At 73.8% G+C, this 20,193-nt stretch carries 17 protein-coding genes; all 17 read right to left on the reverse strand.

Annotation, left to right across the window (positions count from 1 at the left end; all coding sequences use genetic code 11):
* Positions 1-42 precede the first annotated feature (42 nt).
* Positions 43-2,103, reverse strand: coding sequence for a primosomal protein N' (locus ACSJJR_RS01205; RefSeq protein WP_435941678.1), 2,061 nt, complete (start codon positions 2,101-2,103; stop codon positions 43-45).
* Positions 2,104-2,158: 55 nt separating this feature from the next.
* The gene (gene metK / locus ACSJJR_RS01210; protein WP_435941679.1) at positions 2,159-3,361 is read right to left on the reverse strand and encodes a methionine adenosyltransferase; all 1,203 of its coding nucleotides are present in this window, start codon (positions 3,359-3,361) and stop codon (positions 2,159-2,161) included.
* Positions 3,362-3,413: 52 nt separating this feature from the next.
* Positions 3,414-4,730: a bifunctional phosphopantothenoylcysteine decarboxylase/phosphopantothenate--cysteine ligase CoaBC gene (gene coaBC, locus ACSJJR_RS01215; protein WP_435941680.1), complete on the reverse strand. Its 1,317-nt coding sequence runs from the start codon at positions 4,728-4,730 to the stop codon at positions 3,414-3,416.
* A gap of 25 nt (positions 4,731-4,755) precedes the next feature.
* Positions 4,756-5,154, reverse strand: coding sequence for a DNA-directed RNA polymerase subunit omega (gene rpoZ, locus ACSJJR_RS01220; RefSeq protein ID WP_435941681.1), 399 nt, complete (start codon positions 5,152-5,154; stop codon positions 4,756-4,758).
* A gap of 63 nt (positions 5,155-5,217) precedes the next feature.
* Positions 5,218-5,790, reverse strand: a complete 573-nt coding sequence (gmk, locus tag ACSJJR_RS01225) for a guanylate kinase (RefSeq protein ID WP_435941682.1) — start codon at positions 5,788-5,790, stop codon at positions 5,218-5,220.
* A gap of 116 nt (positions 5,791-5,906) precedes the next feature.
* Entirely contained in the window at positions 5,907-6,803 is an 897-nt protein-coding gene (gene pyrF, locus ACSJJR_RS01230) for an orotidine-5'-phosphate decarboxylase (protein WP_435941683.1), read from the reverse strand.
* Positions 6,800-10,120 carry a carbamoyl-phosphate synthase large subunit gene (gene carB / locus ACSJJR_RS01235; protein WP_435941684.1) on the reverse strand — a complete coding sequence of 1,107 codons (3,321 nt, stop codon included), beginning with the start codon at positions 10,118-10,120 and terminating at the stop codon, positions 6,800-6,802. Before carB ends, pyrF begins: the two co-directional genes overlap by 4 nt.
* Positions 10,120-11,373, reverse strand: coding sequence for a glutamine-hydrolyzing carbamoyl-phosphate synthase small subunit (carA, locus tag ACSJJR_RS01240; protein ID WP_435941685.1), 1,254 nt, complete (start codon positions 11,371-11,373; stop codon positions 10,120-10,122). The genes carB and carA overlap by 1 nt, the downstream gene beginning before the upstream one ends.
* Positions 11,370-12,689 carry a dihydroorotase gene (locus ACSJJR_RS01245; RefSeq protein ID WP_435941686.1) on the reverse strand — a complete coding sequence of 440 codons (1,320 nt, stop codon included), beginning with the start codon at positions 12,687-12,689 and terminating at the stop codon, positions 11,370-11,372. The genes carA and ACSJJR_RS01245 overlap by 4 nt, the downstream gene beginning before the upstream one ends.
* Complete coding sequence (locus ACSJJR_RS01250) at positions 12,686-13,672, reverse strand: aspartate carbamoyltransferase catalytic subunit (protein WP_435941687.1); 987 nt, start codon at positions 13,670-13,672, stop codon at positions 12,686-12,688. The genes ACSJJR_RS01245 and ACSJJR_RS01250 overlap by 4 nt, the downstream gene beginning before the upstream one ends.
* Positions 13,669-14,250 carry a bifunctional pyr operon transcriptional regulator/uracil phosphoribosyltransferase PyrR gene (gene pyrR / locus ACSJJR_RS01255; protein WP_435941688.1) on the reverse strand — a complete coding sequence of 194 codons (582 nt, stop codon included), beginning with the start codon at positions 14,248-14,250 and terminating at the stop codon, positions 13,669-13,671. The genes ACSJJR_RS01250 and pyrR overlap by 4 nt, the downstream gene beginning before the upstream one ends.
* Before the next feature lie 122 nt (positions 14,251-14,372).
* Positions 14,373-15,233 carry an SDR family oxidoreductase gene (locus ACSJJR_RS01260; RefSeq protein ID WP_435941689.1) on the reverse strand — a complete coding sequence of 287 codons (861 nt, stop codon included), beginning with the start codon at positions 15,231-15,233 and terminating at the stop codon, positions 14,373-14,375.
* A gap of 105 nt (positions 15,234-15,338) precedes the next feature.
* Entirely contained in the window at positions 15,339-15,944 is a 606-nt protein-coding gene (gene nusB, locus ACSJJR_RS01265; protein ID WP_435941690.1) for a transcription antitermination factor NusB, read from the reverse strand.
* Positions 15,945-15,948: 4 nt separating this feature from the next.
* Positions 15,949-16,512: an elongation factor P gene (gene efp, locus ACSJJR_RS01270; protein WP_435941691.1), complete on the reverse strand. Its 564-nt coding sequence runs from the start codon at positions 16,510-16,512 to the stop codon at positions 15,949-15,951.
* A gap of 90 nt (positions 16,513-16,602) precedes the next feature.
* Entirely contained in the window at positions 16,603-17,226 is a 624-nt protein-coding gene (locus tag ACSJJR_RS01275) for a shikimate kinase (RefSeq protein ID WP_435941692.1), read from the reverse strand.
* Positions 17,223-18,962, reverse strand: coding sequence for a 3-dehydroquinate synthase (gene aroB / locus ACSJJR_RS01280; protein WP_435941693.1), 1,740 nt, complete (start codon positions 18,960-18,962; stop codon positions 17,223-17,225). Before aroB ends, ACSJJR_RS01275 begins: the two co-directional genes overlap by 4 nt.
* A 7-nt stretch (positions 18,963-18,969) precedes the next feature.
* Positions 18,970-20,190, reverse strand: a complete 1,221-nt coding sequence (aroC, locus tag ACSJJR_RS01285; RefSeq protein WP_435941694.1) for a chorismate synthase — start codon at positions 20,188-20,190, stop codon at positions 18,970-18,972.
* Positions 20,191-20,193 lie beyond the last annotated feature (3 nt).

A 20,193-nucleotide genomic window follows, 5' to 3' on the forward strand; every position in this document is an offset into this window, starting at 1 on the left:
CGCGCCCGCCCCAGGTGGCCTGCGCGCCGCACTGGCACCGGCCTACCACAGCACGGTGGGGTCGAGCTCGATGCGCACGGGGTCCTCGCGGCGCACGGAGCGCTCGCGTGACTGCAGGCGCAGCGTCTCGGCCAGGTCATGGCCCTGGCTCAGCGGCACGCGCACGAGGGCCCGCACACGCTCAGGCACCGGCACGCCGGCCCTCGTGGGCTGGGCCACTGGCTGTGGCGCGTGGACCGGTCCGAGCACGTCCCAGCCCTGCTCCCGCGCCGTCTGGAGGTAGGCCTCGACCGCCGGGAGCGGGCCGTCGAGGCGGGCGCAGCGCACGGCGGGCGGCAGCTCGAGCTCGAGCCGCTCACGCAGCTCCTCGGCGGCGAAGCCGGCGTGGTTCCAGCGCATGAGGGCCTGGGAGACAGCCAGGTCCGGAGAGCCCAGGAGGATGACCCGGGCGTCGCGCCGGGCGAGGACGACGGCATTGGCCCACCGCCGCAGGGCCTCGCTCGAGGCCCCGAGCTCGGGGCGCGAGGACAGCACGGCGCCGTCGAGCAGGAGGACCGCCGTGTAGCCGCCCTCGGCGACCGGCTCGGCGCCGGGGGTGGCCACGACGATCCGGGGGGCGGCGTCCACCGTGGTGACCACGCCGTGGTCGGCTCGGGTGCCCGAGACAACCACGGGCACGCCCGGGAAGGCGCGGCCGAGCTCGTCCCCCGTGCGCACGGAGCCCGATCCGCCCATGCGTAGGCGCTCGCCCCCGCACTGCGGGCACGCCCACCCGGCCCCGGGACGCCCGCACCAGCGGCAGGCCGCCTCACCACGTCGGCTCATCGACAGCGGGCCCGAGCAGGAGCGGCAGCGGGCGACGGCGCGGCAGGTGGCGCACACGACGACGGGTGCGTAGCCGGAGCGGGCGACCTGGACGAGGACGGGTCCGTGGCCCAGGGCCCGGTGCAGCGCGCGGTGCGCGAGGGAGGGGACACGGGCTCGGCCGCTGGCGCCCTCGCGGCCGAGCTCGGCGTCCGCGGGGACCTCGACGCGGGGCACGGTGGCGCGGACGAGGGGGAGTGGGGCCTCAAGGTCGCGGGCCCAGCCCTGCGCGACGTAGGACTGGGCCTCGACACTGCGCGTGCGCGAGGCGATGAGCAGGGCACAGTGCTCGAGCCCGCTGCGCAGGGCCAGGACGGTGCGGGCGTGGACGTAGGGGGCACGGGGCTCGTCAAGGCGGTCGTCGCCGTCATCCCAGATGACGGCCAGGCCGAGCCCCGCCACGGGGGCGAAGGCGACGGCGCGGGTGCCGACGACCACGCGCGCGCGGCCCAGAAGCAGCCTGCTGAAGACCCGGTAGCGGCGGGCCGGGCCGTGCTCGGCGCTGAGGACGAGGACCTCCTCACCATTGAGGGCGTCACCAAGACGCGGCGCCAGCTCCTCAGCCTGGGCGGTGGTGGCGACGGCGACGAGCGCCCCGCGCCCGCTGGACAAGCTGGCCCGCACGGCCTGGGCGAGCAGGACCTCCCAGTCGTCGAGGACGCCCTCGCGCGCGGGCAGGGCGGTCAGGACCGCCCGCGGGGCGTGGCCGTCGCTGACGGCGTCCAGGAAGACGGCGCCACCGGTGTAGGCGCCCCAGCCGGTGGCGGCCGCCTGCGGGCGGGCGGGCCGGAGCAGGCGCCCGGGGGGCTCGGCGCGCACGGCGCGCTCCGTGGTGGCGTGCCGGGTGGGCACGGCCAGGCGCAGGACGTCGGAGCGGGTGCCTGCGGTGCGGGCGGCAACGGCCTCCACGAGCCTGCGGGTGGCCTCGGGCACAACCGGCAGGTCGGACACGACGCGGCGCACGGGCGCCAGCCGGCCGGTGTGCGTCGTCGTGCTGGCGCGTTCCCAGACCCATCCCTGGACCTCCTGCCCACCGAAGCGGACGACGACGCGCACGCCCTCGGCGGCGGCGGCGTCGAGCCCGGGCGGCACGAGGTAGTCGAAGAGACGGTCCAGGTGCGGCACACCCGAGTCGAGCAGGACCCTGGCCACGGGCGCCATGACGCCGCCGCCGCTCACACGGCGCTGGGCAGGGGCGGGGGCCACGAGCAGCGCGTCCTGCTGGCCGGTGCGGCTCATCGCCCCTCCTCCTGCTCGTCGTGGCCTGCTCCCCTGCGGCCCGGGCCCCGGCGGCTCAGACCGCGGCGCGCAGCAGCGGCGCGCGGCTCGTGTCCTCCCATGTGAAGCCGGGGCGGCCGAAGTGCCCGTAGGCGCTCGTCGTGCGGTAGACCGGCCGCAGCAGGTCGAGGTCGCGGATGATGGCGGCCGGGCGCAGGTCGAAGACCTCCTGCACCGCGGCCTGGATCCGCTCCACCGCGACCGTCTCGGTGCCGAAGGTCTCGATGTACAGACCCACGGGGTAGGCGGAGCCGATGGCGTAGGCGACCTGGATCTCGCAGCGCTCGGCCAGGCCTGCGGCGACGACGTTCTTGGCGACCCAGCGCATGGCGTAGGCGCCCGAGCGGTCCACCTTCGAGGGGTCCTTGCCAGAGAAGGCGCCGCCGCCGTGGCGGGCCGTGCCCCCGTAGGTGTCGACGATGATCTTGCGGCCGGTCAGGCCCGCGTCCCCGGCCGGGCCGCCGATGGTGAACCGGCCTGAGGGGTTGACGAGGACCTCGGCACCGGAGACGTTGAGGTCGAGGCCCTTGGCCTGCTCGACGACGAGCACGGGGACGAGGACCTCCTCGGTCAGGGCGTCGCGCAGCCACGCCTGGCTGCGGTCCTCGTCGTGCTGGGTGGACAGCACGACATTGGTCAGGCTGACGGGCCGGTCCCCCTCGTAACCGATGGTGACCTGGGTCTTGCCGTCGGGGCGCAGGCCCGCGACGACGCCCTGCTTGCGCACGGCCGTCAGCCGCTCGGCGAGGCGGTGGGCCAGGTGGATGGGCAGCGGCATGAGCTCGCTGGTCTCCGTGCAGGCGTAGCCGAACATCAGGCCCTGGTCCCCGGCGCCCTGGGCGTCGAGCGGGTCGAGGCCGACGCCCTCCCCACGCACCTCGAGAGCCTTGTCCACGCCGGCGGCGATGTCCGGGGACTGCTGGCCGATGGAGATCGACACACCGCAGGAGCGGCCGTCGAAGCAGACGTCGGAGGAGTCGTAGCCGATGGCGACGATCTCGTCGCGCACGATCTGGGGGATCTCCACGTAGGCGCTCGTCGTCACCTCTCCGGCGACGTGGACGAGGCCCGTGGTCATCATGGTCTCGACGGCGACGTGCGCGGCCGGGTCCTGCTCGAGGATCGCGTCGAGGACGGAGTCGGAGATCCGGTCGCAGATCTTGTCCGGGTGGCCCTCGGTGACGGACTCAGAGGTGAAGAGACGGAGGGAGGAGTTCACGGGCACAGCCTACCGGCGGGACAGGACACGAACCGGGCCCCGGAGGACCTGGTCACTGTGCGTCAGCGCACGTCCCCGCCAGGCGATCGGCCACCAGCGCAACCAGCGCCCGGGCGACCTCGTCCTTCGTCCCCTGGGCGCGCGCGACCTCAGCACCGTGGGCGTCGAGCACGACGACGGCGTTGGGCACGTCGCCGAAGCCCAGCGCCTGGCCGACCGCGTTGACGGCCAGCAGGTCGGCGCCCTTGCGCCGTGCCTTGGCGGCGCCGTGGGCGAGGACGTCGCCGTCGGCGTCACCCGTCTCGGCGGCGAAGCCGACGACGAGGGTGCGCACCCCGTCCGTGCGCGGCGGGCGGCTCACGAGGCCGGCGAGGACGTCGGGGTTCTCGACGAGCTCGATGGGGGCCGGCCGCGGCGCGCCACCCTCCTGGCCGGGGGTCAGCACGTGCTTCTTGATCTTGGCGCTGTGCACGCTGCGGGGCCTGAAGTCGGCGACGGCGGCCGCCATGACGACGGCGTCGGCGTCAACGCAGGCGCTCCTGACCGCGTCCTGCAGCTCCAGGGCGGTGCCCACCGCGAGGACCTCCACCGTCGGCCCCAGGCCGCGCAGGAGGTCCTCGCTGATGTTGGCGGCCACGAGGGTGACCCGGGCCCCCTGGGCGGCTGCGGCGCGGGCGACGGCGACGCCCTGGCGCCCGGAGGAGCGGTTGCCGAGGTAGCGCACCGGGTCCAGGGGCTCGCGGGTGCCACCCGCGCTGACGACGACGTGGTGCCCGGCCAGGACCTGGGCCGCTGCCTCAGGCGTGCGCCGGTGAGCCAGGGCGCTCAGGGCCGCGGCGACGATGTCCTGAGGCTCGGGCAGGCGCCCGGTGCCCGAGTCCTCGCCGGTCAGGCGGCCGTCGGCGGGCTCGAGGACGTCCAGGCCACGGCGGCGCAGGGTGGCGACGTTCTCGACGGTCGCCGGGTTGCGCCACATCTGGGTGTGCATCGCCGGGCACAGCATCACCGGCGCGGTGGTCGTCAGGACCGTGGCGGTGAGCAGGTCGTCCGCTCGTCCGGCCGCCACACGGGCGAGGAGGTCCGCGGAGGCCGGGGCGACGAGGACGAGCTCGGCCCACTCCCCCACGGCCACGTGCTCGACCGCGGCGGGGTCGTCGAAGACGCCGGTGGACACCGGCCCCCCGGACACCGCGGCCAGGGCCGGGGCGCCGATGAAGCGCAGGGCCGCCTCGGTGGCGACCACCCTGACCTCGCAGCCGGCCTCCCGCAGGCGCCGCACCACCGTGGGCGCCTTGTAGGCGGCGATGGACCCGGACACGCCGACGACGACGCGCCGCCTCCCGGTCGGGGACGCGGCGCGTGCGCTCATGTGCTGCTCCACCAGGGCCAGGACGTCAGAACTCGATGTCGTCCACGCTGGTGGCCGGGCCCTCCTCGCCCAGCGACAGCGGGTTGTCCCGGAAGAGGTCGGAGAACGTGTCCTCCTCAGCGGCCCGGCGGGCCTCCTCGGCCTCGGCGCGGCGGGCGCGGGCGACGTCACCCGCGATGACCTCGAGCTTGTCCGCGGCGATCTCGCGCAGCGCGATGCCCAGCGGCTTCTCCTCCGTCTCGGTCTCCACGAGGGGGCCGAAGAACTCCAGGTGGTTGTCCTCGAGCTGCTGGGTGTAGCTGTTGATCTGCCGGGCACGCTTGGCGGCCTCCACCACGAGCCCGTACTTGGAGTCAACCTTCTCCAGAAGGTCGTCGATCGGCGGGTTCGTGATGCCCTCGGGCTGGGGGGAGGTACCGAGCATGTGCGTGACCTGCTTTCTGAGCGCGTGACCGGCCCTGACAGGCCGTGCGGTAACCGGGACAGTCTAGCCCGCCAGGCCGAGCAGGCCCTCGAGCTCATCCGTGGCACGCGCCACGGTGTCGTTGACGACGACGTGGTCGAACTCGTCCACGGCGGCCATCTCCGTGCGCGCGGTGAGCAGGCGCCGCTCACGCTCGGCCGCGTCCTCGGTGCCCCGGCCGACGAGGCGGTTGACGAGCTCGTCCCAGCTGGGCGGGGCCAGGAAGACGAGCCGCGCCTCGGGCAGGGTGCGGCGCACCTGCCGGGCGCCGTCGAGGTCGATCTCGAGCAGGACGGGACGGCCGGCGCCGAGCTCGGCCTGTACCGGGCCGCGCGGGGTCCCGTAGCGGCAGCGCCCGTGCACGAGGGCCCACTCGAGCATCTGGTCCTCGGCGACGAGCCGGTCGAACTCCTCGTCGGTGACGAAGTGGTAGTGGACACCGTCCACCTCCCCCGGGCGCGGGCGGCGGGTCGTGGCGGACACGGAGACGTACAGGCCGGGGTGGCGCCGTCGCAGCTCGGCAACCACCGTGCCCTTGCCAACCGCAGTCGGGCCGGCCAGGACAACGGCGCGCGGGGACGTCGTGGGCTCGCTCATGGGCCCATCATCCACTACCGGCCACCACCCGGAGAAAACGGGCCGGCGGCGCGAGACAGCGCGCCGCCGGCCCCCGTGCCCGGGCCGCGGGCCGGGCACGCGGCCTGCCGGCCCGTCTAGCCCCTGAGGGCCTGTGCCGCCTCGGCGGCCGCGGCCGCGGCGGCCCGGCGCAGTGAGGCGGCCTCGGGGCCGGCTCCCAGCACCCCGCGCGAGGTCGAGGCGAGCACCTGGCTGCGTGCGGGGCCAAAGACCTGCTCGAGCTCGGCCGCGCCTGCACCCTGCGCACCGACCCCGGGGGCCAGCAGCGGGGCGGCCGAGGCCGCCAGGTCCAGTCCGAGCTCCTGCACGGCCTCACCCACGGTCGCGCCGACAACGAGGCCGATGCTGCCGAGCGTGCCGGCCTTCGAAGCCTGCGCGTTGGCGGCCGTCACGCCGTCCACCACCGCGCCCGCCACCGAGCGGCCGGAGGCATCCGCCGCGTGCTGGACGCTCCTGCCCTCCGGGTTCGAGGTCAGTCCCAGCACGAAGACGCCGCGGCCGGTCTCACGCGCCAGGGCGAGCACGGGCTCCAGGGAGCCGAAGCCGAGGTAGGGCGAGACGGTGAGGGCGTCCGCCGCCAGCGGCGAGCCCTCGGACAGGTAGGCGTCCGCGTAGCCTCCCATCGTGGAGCCGATGTCACCCCGTTTGACGTCCAGGATGCTGAGCGTGCCCGCCTCGCGCAGCGCCGCGAGGGTCTCCTCCAGGACCGCCACGCCCGCCGAGCCGTGGCGCTCGAAGAAGGCTGACTGCGGCTTGACTGCGGCGACCCGGCCACCGAGAGCGTCAACCACCCGCAGGGAGAACTCGCGCAGCCCGGTCGCGTCGTCGCTCAGCCCCCAGGAGTCCAGCAGGCCCTTGTGAGGGTCGATGCCCACACACAGGGGGCCCAGCTCGTCCATGGCCCGGGCCAGACGGGTGCCGAAGGGCGCGCGCCCGGCGACGCCCGCGGCGGGCATGTGCGCCGCGGTGCTCATGCGCCCACCTGCTCTCGTCGTGCGGCGCGCGCGGCGTCGTGCTCCTGCAGGGAGCGGATCCTGAAGGGGCCACGCAGCCTGGCCTCCAGCGCCTGGACGGTCGCCTGCAGCTGCTGCACCGTCGTGATGATGGGACGGTCGGCACTCGTCGTGGCCGCACGGATCGAGTAGCCGTCGGCGCGGGCGCCCTGCCCCTTGGGCGTGTTGACGACCATGTCCACCATGCCGGACTCGATGAGCTCGACGATCGTCTGCTCGCCGTGCTCGCCCAGGCCCTCGCTGACCTTGCGCACCGCGGTGGCGGGGATGCCGTTGCGGCGCAGCACCTGGGCGGTGCCCGTCGTGGCCAGCACCGTGAAGCCCAGCTCGGCCAGGCGGGCGACCGGCAGGACGACGGCCCGCTTGTCGCGGTCCGCCACCGAGACGAAGACCGTGCCCTCGGTGGGCAGACCGCCGTAGGCGCCGGCCTGCGACTTGGCGAAGGCCGTCGGGAAGTCGATGTCGTAGCCCATGACCTCACCGGTCGAGCGCATCTCGGGACCGAGGACCGTGTCCACCGCCCTGCCGTCGGGGGTGCGGAAGCGCCTGAAGGGCAGGACCGCCTCCTTGACCGCGATGGGGTCCAGCGGGTCGGTGTGGGAGGTGTCGTGCAGGGGCAGGTGGCCGCTGCGCCTGAGGGAGGCGATGGACTCGCCCGCCATGAGCAGCGCCGCCGCCTTGGCCAGCTGCACGCCGGTGGCCTTCGAGACGAAGGGCACCGTGCGTGAGGCACGCGGGTTGGCCTCGATGACGTAGAGCGTGTCGCTCATGAGGGCGAACTGGATGTTGATGAGCCCGCGCACACCCACGCCCTCGGCGATGGCCTGTGTGGAACGGCGGATGCGGGCGATCTCCGTGTCCGACAGCGTCATGGGGGGCAGGACGCAGGCGGAGTCGCCCGAGTGGATGCCGGCCTCCTCGATGTGCTCCATGACGCCCCCGAGGAAGAGCTCGGTGCCGTCGTAGAGGGCATCGACGTCGATCTCGATGGCGTCGTCGAGGAAGCGGTCGATGAGCAGCGGCCCGTTGGCGTAGGCGCCCCCGGGCTCCTGGCTGGCGCGCACGAGGTAGTCCTCCAGGCCGGAGCGCTCGTAGACGATCTCCATGCCACGCCCACCCAGCACATAGCTGGGGCGCACGAGCACGGGGAAGCCGATCGTCGCGGCCACCTCGAGGGACTGCTCGTCCGTCAGCGCCGTCCCGTGGGCGGGGGCGGGCAACCCTGCCCTGGCCAGGACGGCTCCGAAGGCCTGGCGGTCCTCAGCGGCGTCGATGGCCTCAGGGCTCGTGCCGATGATGCTCACGCCCGCCGCCTTGAGGCGGGCCGCCAGCGACAGCGGGGTCTGGCCGCCGAGCTGGACGATGACACCGGCCACGGGACCGGCGGCGAGCTCGGCCTCGTAGACCTCCATGACGTCCTCGAAGGTCAGCGGCTCGAAGTACAGCCTGTCGGAGACGTCGTAGTCGGTGGAGACCGTCTCCGGGTTGCAGTTGACCATGACGGTCTCGTAGCGCTCGGCCAGCGCCATGGTCGCGTGCACGCAGGAGTAGTCGAACTCGATGCCCTGGCCGATGCGGTTGGGACCCGAGCCCAGGATGATGACGGCCTCGCGCTCGCGCGGCGCCACCTCGCTCTCGGTGTCGTAGCTCGAGTACAGGTAGGGGGTGCGGGCGGCGAACTCAGCGGCGCAGGTGTCCACCGTCTTGTAGACGGGCCGCAGGCCGTAGGCGTGGCGCACCTCGCGGACGGTGTCCTCACTCAGGCCCCTGATCCCGGCGAGCTGGAGGTCGGAGAAGCCGTGGCGCTTGGCCTCCGCCAGGACCGTGGGGGTCAGGGCCGGGGCCTGGCGGACCATGTCGGCCGTCTCCTGCAGGAGCAGCATCTGGTCGAGGAACCACGGGTCGATGCGGGTCGCCTCGTACAGCTCGTCCACGCCCGCCCCGGCGCGCACGGCCTGCTGCAGGTCGAGCAGGCGGTGCTCGGTGGGTGTGCGCAGGGACTCCAGCAGTGCGGGTAGGGCCTCGGGCGCGGGAGCCGGGCCGTCCCAGTGGAAGGCGGTGCCCTTCTTGTCGATGGACCGCATGGCCTTCTGAAGGGCCTCGGTGAAGGACCGTCCGATGGCCATGGCCTCACCGACGGACTTCATCGTCGTGGTGAGCGTGGGGTCCGCGCCACGGAACTTCTCGAAGGCGAAGCGCGGGACCTTGACGACGACGTAGTCGAGAGCCGGCTCGAAGGAGGCGGGGGTCGAGCCCGTGATGTCGTTGGGGACCTCGTCGAGCGTGTACCCCACGGCCAGCCGGGCGGCGATCTTCGCGATGGGGAAGCCAGTGGCCTTGGAGGCCAGGGCCGAGGAGCGCGAGACGCGCGGGTTCATCTCGATGACGACGACGCGCCCGGTGGCGGGGTCCACGGCGAACTGGATGTTGCAGCCGCCGGTGTCCACCCCGACCTCGCGGATGACGGCGATGCCGATGTCGCGCAGGCGCTGCAGCTCGCGGTCGGTGAGGGTCAGGGCAGGGGCCACGGTGATGGAGTCGCCCGTGTGGATGCCCACCGGGTCGAGGTTCTCGATGGAGCACACGACGACGCAGTTGTCCGCCTTGTCGCGCATGAGCTCGAGCTCGTACTCCTTCCAGCCGAGGATCGACTCCTCCAGGAGCACCTCGGTGGTGCGCGAGGCCGCCAGGCCCTGGCCGGCGATGCGCTCGAGGTCGGCGGCGTCGTAGGCGATGCCCGAGCCCAGCCCACCCATGGTGAAGGAGGGGCGCACGACCACGGGGTAGCCGCCCAGGGCCTCGACACCCCGGTGGCACTCGTCCATCGTGTGGGCGATGACGGAGCGGGCGACCTCGGCGCCGCAGCGCTCGACGACCCTCTTGAACTCGTCGCGGTCCTCACCGGCGTTGATGGCCTCGGCGTTGGCGCCGATGAGCTCGACGTCGTAACGCTCGAGCACGCCGGCCTCGACCAGGCTCATGGCGGCGTTGAGGGCCGTCTGGCCGCCCAGGGTCGGCAGGAGCGCGTCAGGGCGCTCCTTGTCGATGATGGAGGTCAGCACCTCCAGGGTCAGCGGCTCGACGTAGGTGGCGTCGGCCACGTCCGGGTCCGTCATGATCGTCGCTGGGTTGGAGTTGACGAGGATGACGCGGATGCCCTCCAAGCGCAGGACACGGCAGGCCTGGGTGCCGGAGTAGTCGAACTCGCAGGCCTGCCCGATGACGATGGGCCCCGAGCCGATGACGAGGACGGAGCGGATGTCGGTACGGCGGGGCATCAGTCGTTCTCCTCGGCGGTCGTGGCCTCGCCGTGGCCCGTGGCGGCACGGTGGGCGGTCATGAGGCGCACGAAGCGGTCGAACAGGTGCTCGCCGTCGTGCGGTCCCGCCGCGGCCTCCGGGTGGTACTGGACGGAGAAGGCGGGGATGTCCAGGGCGCGCAGCCCCTCGACGACACCGTCGTTGAGGCCCACGTGGCTGACCTCGACGCGCCCGTAGCGGCCGGAGTCGTAGGGGGCGGTGCTGGGCGCGCCGACGGGGGCGTCAACCGCGAAGCCGTGGTTGTGCGCGGTGATCTCGACGCGGCCGGTGGCACGGTCCAGCACGGGCTGGTTGACGCCACGGTGGCCGTAGCCGAGCTTGTAGGTGCCGTAGCCCAGGGCCCGGCCGAAGATCTGGTTGCCCAGGCAGATGCCGAAGAAGGGCAGGCCGGCGTCGAGCACCCCGCGCAGGAGCGCGACCTCGGCGTCTGCCGTCGCAGGGTCACCCGGGCCGTTGGAGAAGAAGACGCCGTCGGGCCTCAGGGCCAGCAGCTCGCCGAGGGTCGTGGACTGGGGCAGCACGTGCACACGCACCCCGCGCTGGGCGAGCTGGTAGGGGGTGCGGGCCTTGATCCCGAGGTCAACGGCGGCAACGACGGCCACGGGCTCGCGCCCCTGCCAGGCACCGGAGGGCTCGACGACGTAGCCGTCCTCGGTGGTGACCTCGGCCGCGAGGGCCTGGCCCTCCATGACGGGCTCGCAGCGCACCGCGTCGAGGCAGATGTCCAGGGCCGCCTGGGAGGGGGCGCCGCGCAGGTCGGTGCCGACCCCGGCGGGCAGGGCATCGCCGGAGAAGATGCCGGCGCGCATGGCTCCGCGCTCGCGCAGGTGGCGGGTCAGGGCGCGGGTGTCAACGTCGCAGATGCCGACGACGCCGGCACTGACGAGCTCGTCCTCCAGCTCGCGCCGGGCACGCCAGGAGGAGGCCCGCCGGGCGGGGTCGCGCACGACGTAGCCGGCGACCCAGATGCGCCCGGACTCGGGGTCCTCGTCGTTGACCCCGGTGTTGCCGATGTGCGGGGCGGTCATGACGACGATCTGACGGTGGTAGGAGGGGTCCGTGAGGGTCTCCTGGTAGCCGGTCATCGCCGTGTTGAAGACGATCTCGGCGACGGTGCGCCCGGTGGCGCCGTAGGAGCGGCCGACGAGGGCGAAGCCGTCCTCGAGGACGAGCAGGGCGGGGGCGCGTGTGGGTGAGGCGGCCGGGCTCATGCCTGCGCCTCACCGTCGCGGGCGACGGGCACGCCGCCCAGGACCGTGGGCCGCCCGTGCAGGAAGGTGGCGACGACCTGGCCAGGCAGCTCCATGCCGGCGTAGGGCGTGTTGGTCGAGTGCGTCCACTGCGAGGCGCCGTCAACGGTGCGCCGCACCGTGGGGTCCACGACCGTGATGTTGGCGGGGGCTGCGACCTTGAGGCCCTGGCCCTGGTCCTGCACGCGGCCGATGCGGGCGGGGGTAGTGGACATGACCCGGGCGATGTCGCGCCAGGTCATGCGGCCCGTGCTCACCATCGTCTCGATGAGGATCGGCAGGGCGGTCTCCAGGCCGGTCATGCCGAAGGCTCCGGCCTGCCACTCGCAGTCCTTGTCCTCCAGCGGGTGAGGGGCGTGGTCGGTGCCGACGACGTCGATGGTGCCGTCCGCCAGGGCCTCGCGCACGGCCTCGACGTCCTCGGCGGTGCGCAGGGGCGGGTTGACCTTGTACAGCGGCGAGTAGCTGCGCGCCATCTCGTCGGTGAGCATCAGGTGGTGAGGGGTGGCCTCGGCGGTGACGTCGATCCCGCGGGCCTTGGCCCAGCGGATGATCTCGACGCTGCCGGCCGTTGACAGGTGGCACACGTGCAGGCGCGAGCCGACGTGCTCAGCGAGCAGGACGTCACGGGCGATGACTGCCTCCTCGGCGACGGAGGGCCATCCCCGCAGGCCGAGCTCGGCGGAGACGACGCCCTCGTGCATCTGCGAGCCCTCGGTCAGGCGCGGGTCCTGGGAGTGCTGGGCGATGACGCCGTCGAAGGACTTGACGTACTCCAGGGCGCGACGCATGAGGACGGGGTCGTGGACGCACTTGCCGTCGTCGGAGAAGACGCGCACCCGGGCGGCGGAGGCGGCCATGGCGCCCATCTCGCTCAGCTGCTCGCCCTTGAGGCCCTTGGAGACGGCGCCCACGGGGTGGACGTCCACCCAGCCGGCGTCCTGGCCCAGGCGCAGGACCTGCTCGACGACTCCGGCGTTGTCCTGGACCGGGGTCGTGTTGGCCATGGCGAAGACGGCGGTGTAGCCGCCCACGGCGGCAGCACGGGTGCCCGTGAAGACCGTCTCGGCGGACTCGCCGCCGGGCTCGCGCAGGTGGGTGTGGGGGTCCACGAGCCCGGGCAGGGCGATGAGGCCGTCGAGCTCGTGGCGCACGGCGTCGGCGGGTGCCTGCGCGGCGGCCTCGGGGCCGATGGCGGCGATACGGCCGTCGATGACGAGGATGTCGGATGCGTCCTCGCCGTAGGGGCGGGCACCGATGAGGAGGTGGGCGGTCACAGCTGGGTCCCTTCGTCGGCCAGGAGGAGGTAGAGGGCGGCCATGCGCACCGAGACGCCGTTGCCGACCTGCTCGATGATGCGCGAGCGGGGGTCGTCGGCGGCCTCGGCGGTGATCTCCAGGCCGCGGTTCATCGGACCGGGGTGCATGACGATGGCGTGGGCGGGCATGGCCTCACGGCGGGCGGTGTCAAGGCCGTAGGCGCGTGAGTACTCGGCGGGGCTGGGGAAGTAGCCGCCACCGGCCGCGCTCATGCGCTCGCGCTGGACGCGCAGCATCATGACGGCGTCGGGGCCGACCTCGGCGATGGTCTCGTCCAGGTCGTAGGAGACCGAGCAGGGCCAGCCCTCCATCCCCACCGGCAGGAGGGTGGGCGGGGCCACGAGCGTGACCTCGGCGCCCAGGGTGGTGAGCAGGTCCACGTTGGAGCGCGCCACCCGCGAGTGCAGGATGTCACCGACGATGACGACCCTGGCGCCGGCGAGGTCTCGCCCGCGCGGGGCGGGCGAGCCGTCGGCGGCCCCGGTGGAGGGGTCGTACCACCGGCGCAGGGTCATGGCGTCGAGCAGGGCCTGGGTGGGGTGCTGGTGCTTGCCGTCCCCGGCGTTGAGCACCGGCACGTTGATCCAGCCGGCGTGGGCCAGCAGGTGGGCGGCACCGTCGGCCGAGTGGCGCACGACGACGGCGTCGGCACCCATGGCCATGATCGTCTGGGCCGTGTCCTTGAGGGACTCCCCCTTGGACACCGAGGAGCCCTTGGCGGAGAAGTTGATGACGTCGGCGCTGAGCCTCTTGGCGGCGGCCTCGAAGGACAGGCGGGTGCGGGTGGAGTCCTCGAAGAAGAGGTTGACGACCGTCTTGCCGCGCAGGGTGGGCAGCTTCTTGACGGCGTGGCGCTGGGTGGCGGCCATGGCCTCGGCGGTGTCGAGGACCATGACGGCCTCGTCGTGGCCGAGGTCCTTGGCGGACAGCAGGTGCTTCATCGGGCGGCCTCCGTGGTGGGCTCGGGCGACGGGTGGATGGCGACCGAGTCGGCTGCGGCGCCGAGCTCGGTGAGGCAGACGACGACCTTCTCCTTGCGGGAGGTCGGAAGGTTCTTGCCCACGTAGTCCGCGCGGATCGGCAGCTGGCGGTGGCCGCGGTCCACCAGGACGGCGAGCTGGACGGCGTCGGCGCGTCCGATGGAGCCCAGGGCGTCGAGGGCGGCGCGGACGGTGCGCCCGGAGTACAGGACGTCGTCGACGAGCACGACGGTGCGGCCCTCCAGGACGTCGCCGGGGATGACGGTGGCCTGCGGCACGCGGATGGCGTGGCGGCCCAGGTCGTCGCGGTACATCGTGATGTCGAGGGTGCCGACGGGCACCTCGCGCCCGCCGGTGGCGAAGGCGAGGGCCTTGGCCAGGCGCTGGGCGAGGGGGACGCCGGCGGAGGGGATGCCGAGCAGGAGGATGTCCTCGACACCTCGGTTGCGTTCAACGATCTCGTGTGCGATCCGCACGAGGGAGCGTGCGATCTCGGCCTCGCCGAGGATCTGCTTGCCGGTGGGCTGCGCGTGGGCCACGGTGCGTGGACCTCCTTCCCCGCCTCGCTGGACGGAGTTCAAGGATGTCTGACGGCCGCATCGTATCCCTGCACGGTGCGCGCCCGCCCGGCGGGCAGGTGGGGCGCCGCGTGAGATATCAGTCAGGGGCGCTCGCCCGTGAGGACCTCGACCAGGCTCAGGGGCTCGCGGCCGGTGAGGCGGCGCACGTCGTCGGTGACGGCGGCGAGCTGGCCGGAGGCGATGGCGGTGTAGGTGCTCACCCAGCCGTCTACCTGCCAGGCTGGGGCGCCGTAGCCGGCACGCGAGGCGTAGGCCTGCTCAAGATCCTCCTCGCGGTAGGTCGTGGGGGTGCCCAGCTCGGTGAGGGTGCGGGCGACGTCGATCAGGCTCAGGGCCTGGGGGCCGGTCATCGTGTAGACGGCGCCGTCGTGGGCGGCGGAGCCCGCGGCGAGCTCGGCGAGCACGGCGGCGGCCGAGCGCACGACGTCGGCCCGGGCGACGGCGCCGACGCGTCCTCCCGTGGGGCCGGCGGGCCCGGCGATGACGCCGTTGACGGCGAGCTCGGGCAGGAAGTCGAGGTAGAAGGAGTCGCGCAGGAACGTGGTCGTCATGCCCGAGGAGGCCAGGTGGGCCTCGGTGGCGCCGTGGGTGCGGCCGAAGGTGAAGACCGAGTCCTCCCCCGCGCCCAGGAAGCTGGTGTAGACGACGTGGCGCACTCCCGCCTCGGCCGCGGAGTCGATGAGGGCCCGGTGCTGCTCGAGGCGGTCGGCCGCCTCGGAGGCGCAGACCATGAGCAGGACGTCCACGCCTCGCAGGGCGACGGGGGCGGCCTCACGGTCGCCGTAGGTGGTGACGGCGACGTCGCGGGCCCAGGCCGGTGCCCGGCTGGCGTCACGCACGATGAGGCGGGGGGCCAGGCCGACGTCGTGCAGGAGGGCGGCGACGCCTCCGCCGACGCGGCCGGTGGCGCCGGTGACGGCGAGGACGGGGGTTCTGCTCACGCCACCACACCCTAGCGGCAGGAGCCGACGGGTCTGGCAGGCCGTGGGCGGCCCTGGTGCGCGGCCGCCCACGGCCTCGGGACGCGACGGGGCCGCGCCCCGCTGTCAGCGCAGCGTGTCGGCGAGGTCCCCGATGCGCCCGAGCACGCCGCCGAGGTAGCGGGGCGAGTCGTCCGTGGAGAGCATCCTCGCCAGCGTCATGGCCTCATCGACCGCCACGGGGGCGTCGACGTCGTCGTTGTAGATGATCTCCCACGTGGCGACGCGGGCGATGGCGCGGTCCACGGCGGGCATTCGGGCCAGCGTCCAGTCCTGGGCGTAGGTCTCGATGGTGTCATCGACGTCGGCCAGGTGGTCCGCGACGCCGCTGAGGATCTCGCGCGTGTAGGCGGGCGCCTCGGTGTGGTTGGCGGAGTCGACGGCGCGCCGGGCGGCGAAGTCGCGCAGGGTCTGCGCGGCCTCGGCGACGGTGTGCTGGGGCTCGGTGTCCTCGCCGTGGGCGTCGCCGTGACGGGGCTCGTCCACCTGGTGCTGGGGCCTGCCGCCCAGCATGCCGCGCTGGTCCGCCTCGAAGAGGATCTCGACGGCGCGGCGGCGGGCCTTGGTGCGTGCGGTGACGAGGTGCTTGACGTGGCGTGAGGAGCCCGTGGCCCCGCCGTCCAAGGCGGCGTGGCCCGCGGGCGCCTCGTCGTGGAGGCTGGTGCCGGTCATCGGGTCAGTCGGTGACGCGGGAGATGTACTCGCCGGTGCGGGTGTCCACCTTGACGCGGTCGCCCTCGTTGAGGAAGAGGGGGACCTGGATCTCCGCGCCCGTCTCCAGGGTGGCGGGCTTGGTGCCCGCGGAGGAGCGGTCGCCCTGCAGGCCCGGCTCCGTGTGGGAGACGGTCAGCACGACGGAGGCGGGCAGCTCGACGAAGAGCACGGAGTCCTCGTGGAAGGCGACGATGACGTCCTGGCCCTCGAGCATGTAGGTGGCGGCGTCGCCGACGGTCTCGGCGGAGACCGGGACCTGCTCGAAGTCCTTGACGTCCATGAAGACGAAGTCCTCACCGTCCTTGTAGGAGAACTGCATGTCACGGCGGTCAACGGTGGCGGTGTCAACCTTGAGGCCGGCGTTGAAGGTGCGGTCAACGGTCTTGCCGGACAGGACGTTCTTGAGCTTGGTGCGCACGAAGGCGGGGCCCTTGCCCGGCTTGACGTGCTGGAACTCGACCACCTGCCAGAGCTGGCCCTCGATGTTGAGCACGAGGCCGTTCTTCAGGTCGTTCGTCGTTGCCACGGGTGTTCCTCACTGTCGGGGAGAAGTCTTGTCGCCGCAAGACTACCGTCCGCTTCTGCCGGGACCCCGGGGCGAGGCGTGCGAGGCCGGTCACCACCCCAGCAGCACGGCCGCCTCGCCAGCCGCCTGTGCGGGGGTGGTCGCGCTCGTGTCCACGACGACGGCCCCGGCGCCCGCGGCCTGGCGGCACAGGTCCTGGCGGGCGTGGAGCATCTGGGTGAAGGCGTGGTGGACGTTGCCCAGCGCCACCGAGCGCGGGGCGTCCAGCCCGTTGCGGGTGGCCAGGCGCCGGGTCGTGGCGGTCAGCAGCACCGTGCGGGCACCGCCCGCACGGGCGCGCTCCAGGGCGGCGCGGACCCCGGCGTCGGCCAGGCAGCCCGAGCCCAGGGCCGTGACGGCGCCGACGGGGTCAGCGAGCAGCGCGCACGCGGCCTCAGCCTCAGCCTGCCGGTAGCGCTGCTCCCCCACCGCGACGAGCGCCAGCTCCTGCCGGACGCCCAGGCGGCCGGCGACCTGGGCCCCGAGGTCGCGCACCACCAGGCCCAGGGACCGGCCGAGGGCCTGCGCGACGCTGCTGCACCCGGCACCCGGGGCGCCGAGGAGCACGACGGCGTCCTGCGGGCCGACGGACGCCGCAGCGGCACGCTCGCTACCGGGGTCCGCAGCCCCGGAGACTGCGGGGGCCGCGGCCGGTGCGGGGACGGGCACGCTCACGGCTGGGTCCGCCCCTCGCCCGTGACGGCCGCGTGCGCGGCGCGCAGGACCGCCTCGTCCGGCTCGACCCCCCACACGGGCCGGGCGAGGCCGTCGAGCAGGACCATGCGGATGCGCCCGGAGCGGACCTTCTTGTCCGAGAGCATCACCTGCGCCAGCTCCTCGTAGCGGCCGGCCCCCTCGGGGAAGGACGTCGGCAGGCCGGCCGCCGCCAGGACCCGGCGGTGGGTGCTGAGCAGGTCGGCGTCGATGCGGCCGCTGCGGTGCGCGACCTCAGCGGCGAAGACGCAGCCGACTGCCACCGCCTCACCGTGGCGCCAGGCGTAGCCGGTGACCGTCTCGACGGCGTGGGCGTAGGTGTGCCCGTAGTTGAGGATCTCCCGCAGCCCGGACTCGGTGAGGTCCTCGCCGACGACCCCCGCCTTGACAGCGACCGAGCGCGTGACGAGCTCGGCCAGCACCGGGCCGTCCAGGCTCAGCAGGTCGGCAGGCCGCGAGCCGAGCACGAGGTCGAGGATGGCCGGGTCGGCGATGAGACCGCACTTGACGACCTCGCCGAGCCCGGCGCGCAGCTCCTCGGCGCCCAGGGTGCCCAGTGAGTCCAGGTCGCACACGACGGCGGCAGGCGGGTGGAAGGCGCCCACGAGGTTCTTGCCGGCGTCGGTGTCGATGCCCGTCTTGCCGCCGACGGCGGCGTCCACCATCGCCAGCAGCGTGGTGGGGACCTGGACAACGCTCACACCCCGGAGCCAGGTCGCCGCAGCGAAACCCGCGAGGTCCGTCGTGGCGCCGCCTCCCAGGGCGACGACGCAGCCGTCACGCCCCATGCGGAAGGAGCCCAGGGCCTGCCACAGCCGGTCCAGCACGGCGGTGCGCTTGGCGGCCTCGCCCCCGGGCACCGCGAGGCGGGTGACCCGTTGGCCGTCGGCGGCCAGGGCCGCCTCGAGGTCGCGGGCGCGCTCGTCAAGGACGTCGGCGTGGACGACCGCCACCCCTCCGGCGCCGTGGCCGGGTGCGGCGGCCACGGCCTGTGTGACGCAGCGGCTCAGGTCCTGGCCGATGACGACGTCGTAGGGATGGGGACCGCCCACGCACACGGTGGCACGGTTCTCGGGCCCGGCCACGGTCGCGGAGCGGTCCGCTGCGGGGGCCGGGTGGCCCAGGTGCCGCAGGACCTCCTCGGCCACGGCCTCAGGGGTGAGGCCGTCGGCGACGACGGTGAGGGTGGCGACCTGCTCGTACAGGGCGGTGCGCTCAGCGGCCAGCTGCTCCATGCGCCTGCGCACGCCGTCCGCCCCGGTGCGGGCGCCGCCGTCCTGCGGCCCGGCCATGAGGGGGCGGCCACTGCCGTCGCCGACCCGTGCGGCAGCGGTGGCGGCGGTGACGGACAGGTGGACCACCGTGCACCCGGCGAGCATCTCGCGGTTGGCGGGGCGCAGCACGGCCCCACCGCCCAGGGCGATGACACCGGTGGTGGTGGCCGCCCCGTCCAGCAGGGAGCGCAGGGCGGCCGTCTCCCGGTCGCGGAAGCCCTCCTCCCCCTCGGCCTCGAAGATCTCGGGCACGCTCATGCGCGAGCGGCGCCGGACCTCGGCGTCCAGGTCCACCGAGGCGCCCCGCAGGGCGCGGGCGAGCAGCCGGGCGACCGTGGTCTTGCCCGCGCCGGGCAGGCCGACGAGAACCACCGGCAGGCGGGAGCGGTCCGCGGGGGTGAGGCTCGTGGTGCTCATGCTCATGCTCTCCTCACCAGCGGGTCCGCTCAGCCACGCGGGCGAGGTAGGCGTCCAGGTTGCGGCGGCACTCCTCGACACTGTCCCCCCCGGTCTTGTCCAGCAGGGCGTCGGCGAGCACGAGCGCCACCATCGCCTGCGCGATCACCGCCCCGGGCACGACGGCGGTCGTGTCGGAGCGCTGGTGCAGGCCGGTGGCCTCCTGGCCCGTGGCGAGGTCGATCGTGCGCAGGGCGCGCGGCACCGTCGAGATCGGCTTGAGGGCAGCACGCACGACGACGTCCGAGCCGTTGGAGGTACCGCCCTCGATGCCGCCGGCGTGGTTGGTGGCGCGCTCGACCCTCCCGTCGCCAACGAAGAGGATCTCGTCGTGGGCCTGGGAGCCCCGGCGCACCGCCGAGGCGAAGCCGTCACCGATCTCGACGCCCTTGACGGCCTGGATGCCCATGACGGCTGCCGCCAGGCGGGCGTCGAGGCGGCGTGAGGCGTCCACGTGCGTGCCCAGCCCGATGGGCACGCCGGTGGCGATGACCTCAACGACCCCGCCCAGGGTGTCGCCCGCCTTGTGGGCGGCGTCGATCTGCGCCACCATCGCGGCGCTGACCACCGGGTCCGTGCAGCGCACCGGGTCGGCGCTCAGACGCTGCTCGTCCTGCGGCCCGGGCCTGGAGGCGTCGTCGGGCAGGCTGACACCGCCCACACGCAGGACGTGGCTGACCAGGCGTACGCCGGCGACCTGCTCGAGCAGGGCCTCGGCCACCGCACCGAGGGCGACCCTGGCGGCCGTCTCGCGCGCCGAGGCGCGCTCGAGCACGGGACGCGCGTCCGCGAGGTCGTACTTGAGCACCCCGGGCAGGTCCGCGTGCCCCGGCCGGGGGCGGGTGAGCGGCCGGTTGCGGGCGATCTCCCGCTCGTCGCCGGTACCGGCGTCGATGAGCATCTCGGCCGGGTCAACAGGGTCTGCGCTCATGACCGTGGACCACTTGGGCCACTCGGAGTTGCCGATCCTCATGGCGATCGGGCTGCCGATGGTGCGCCCGTGGCGCACGCCGCCCACGATGCTCAGCTCGTCACGCTCAAAGGCCTGGCGTGCTCCACGTCCGTGGCCGAGGCGGCGCCGGGCGAGGGCCGATCGGACCGTCTCGCTCGTGATCTCCACGCCTGCGGGCACGCCCTCGATGAGGGCGGTCAGGGCCTCGCCGTGCGACTCACCGGCGGTCATCCATCGAAGCATGCA

It is taken from the genome of Actinomyces sp. W5033, assembly GCF_051303165.1.

Bases quoted from the DNA above. Each gene is read 5' to 3' on its own strand.
- aroC (WP_435941694.1), bottom strand. From the start codon at position 20,190: ATGCTTCGATGGATGACCGCCGGTGAGTCGCACGGCGAGGCCCTGACC.
- rpoZ (WP_435941681.1), bottom strand. From the start codon at position 5,154: ATGCTCGGTACCTCCCCCCAGCCCGAGGGCATCACGAACCCGCCGATC.
- carA (WP_435941685.1), bottom strand. From the start codon at position 11,373: ATGAGCCCGGCCGCCTCACCCACACGCGCCCCCGCCCTGCTCGTCCTC.
- aroB (WP_435941693.1), bottom strand. From the start codon at position 18,962: ATGAGCATGAGCACCACGAGCCTCACCCCCGCGGACCGCTCCCGCCTG.
- ACSJJR_RS01205 (WP_435941678.1), bottom strand. From the start codon at position 2,103: ATGAGCCGCACCGGCCAGCAGGACGCGCTGCTCGTGGCCCCCGCCCCT.
- nusB (WP_435941690.1), bottom strand. From the start codon at position 15,944: ATGACCGGCACCAGCCTCCACGACGAGGCGCCCGCGGGCCACGCCGCC.
- ACSJJR_RS01250 (WP_435941687.1), bottom strand. From the start codon at position 13,672: ATGAAGCACCTGCTGTCCGCCAAGGACCTCGGCCACGACGAGGCCGTC.
- pyrF (WP_435941683.1), bottom strand. From the start codon at position 6,803: ATGAGCACCGCGGCGCACATGCCCGCCGCGGGCGTCGCCGGGCGCGCG.
- carB (WP_435941684.1), bottom strand. From the start codon at position 10,120: ATGCCCCGCCGTACCGACATCCGCTCCGTCCTCGTCATCGGCTCGGGG.
- coaBC (WP_435941680.1), bottom strand. From the start codon at position 4,730: ATGAGCGCACGCGCCGCGTCCCCGACCGGGAGGCGGCGCGTCGTCGTC.
- gmk (WP_435941682.1), bottom strand. From the start codon at position 5,790: ATGAGCGAGCCCACGACGTCCCCGCGCGCCGTTGTCCTGGCCGGCCCG.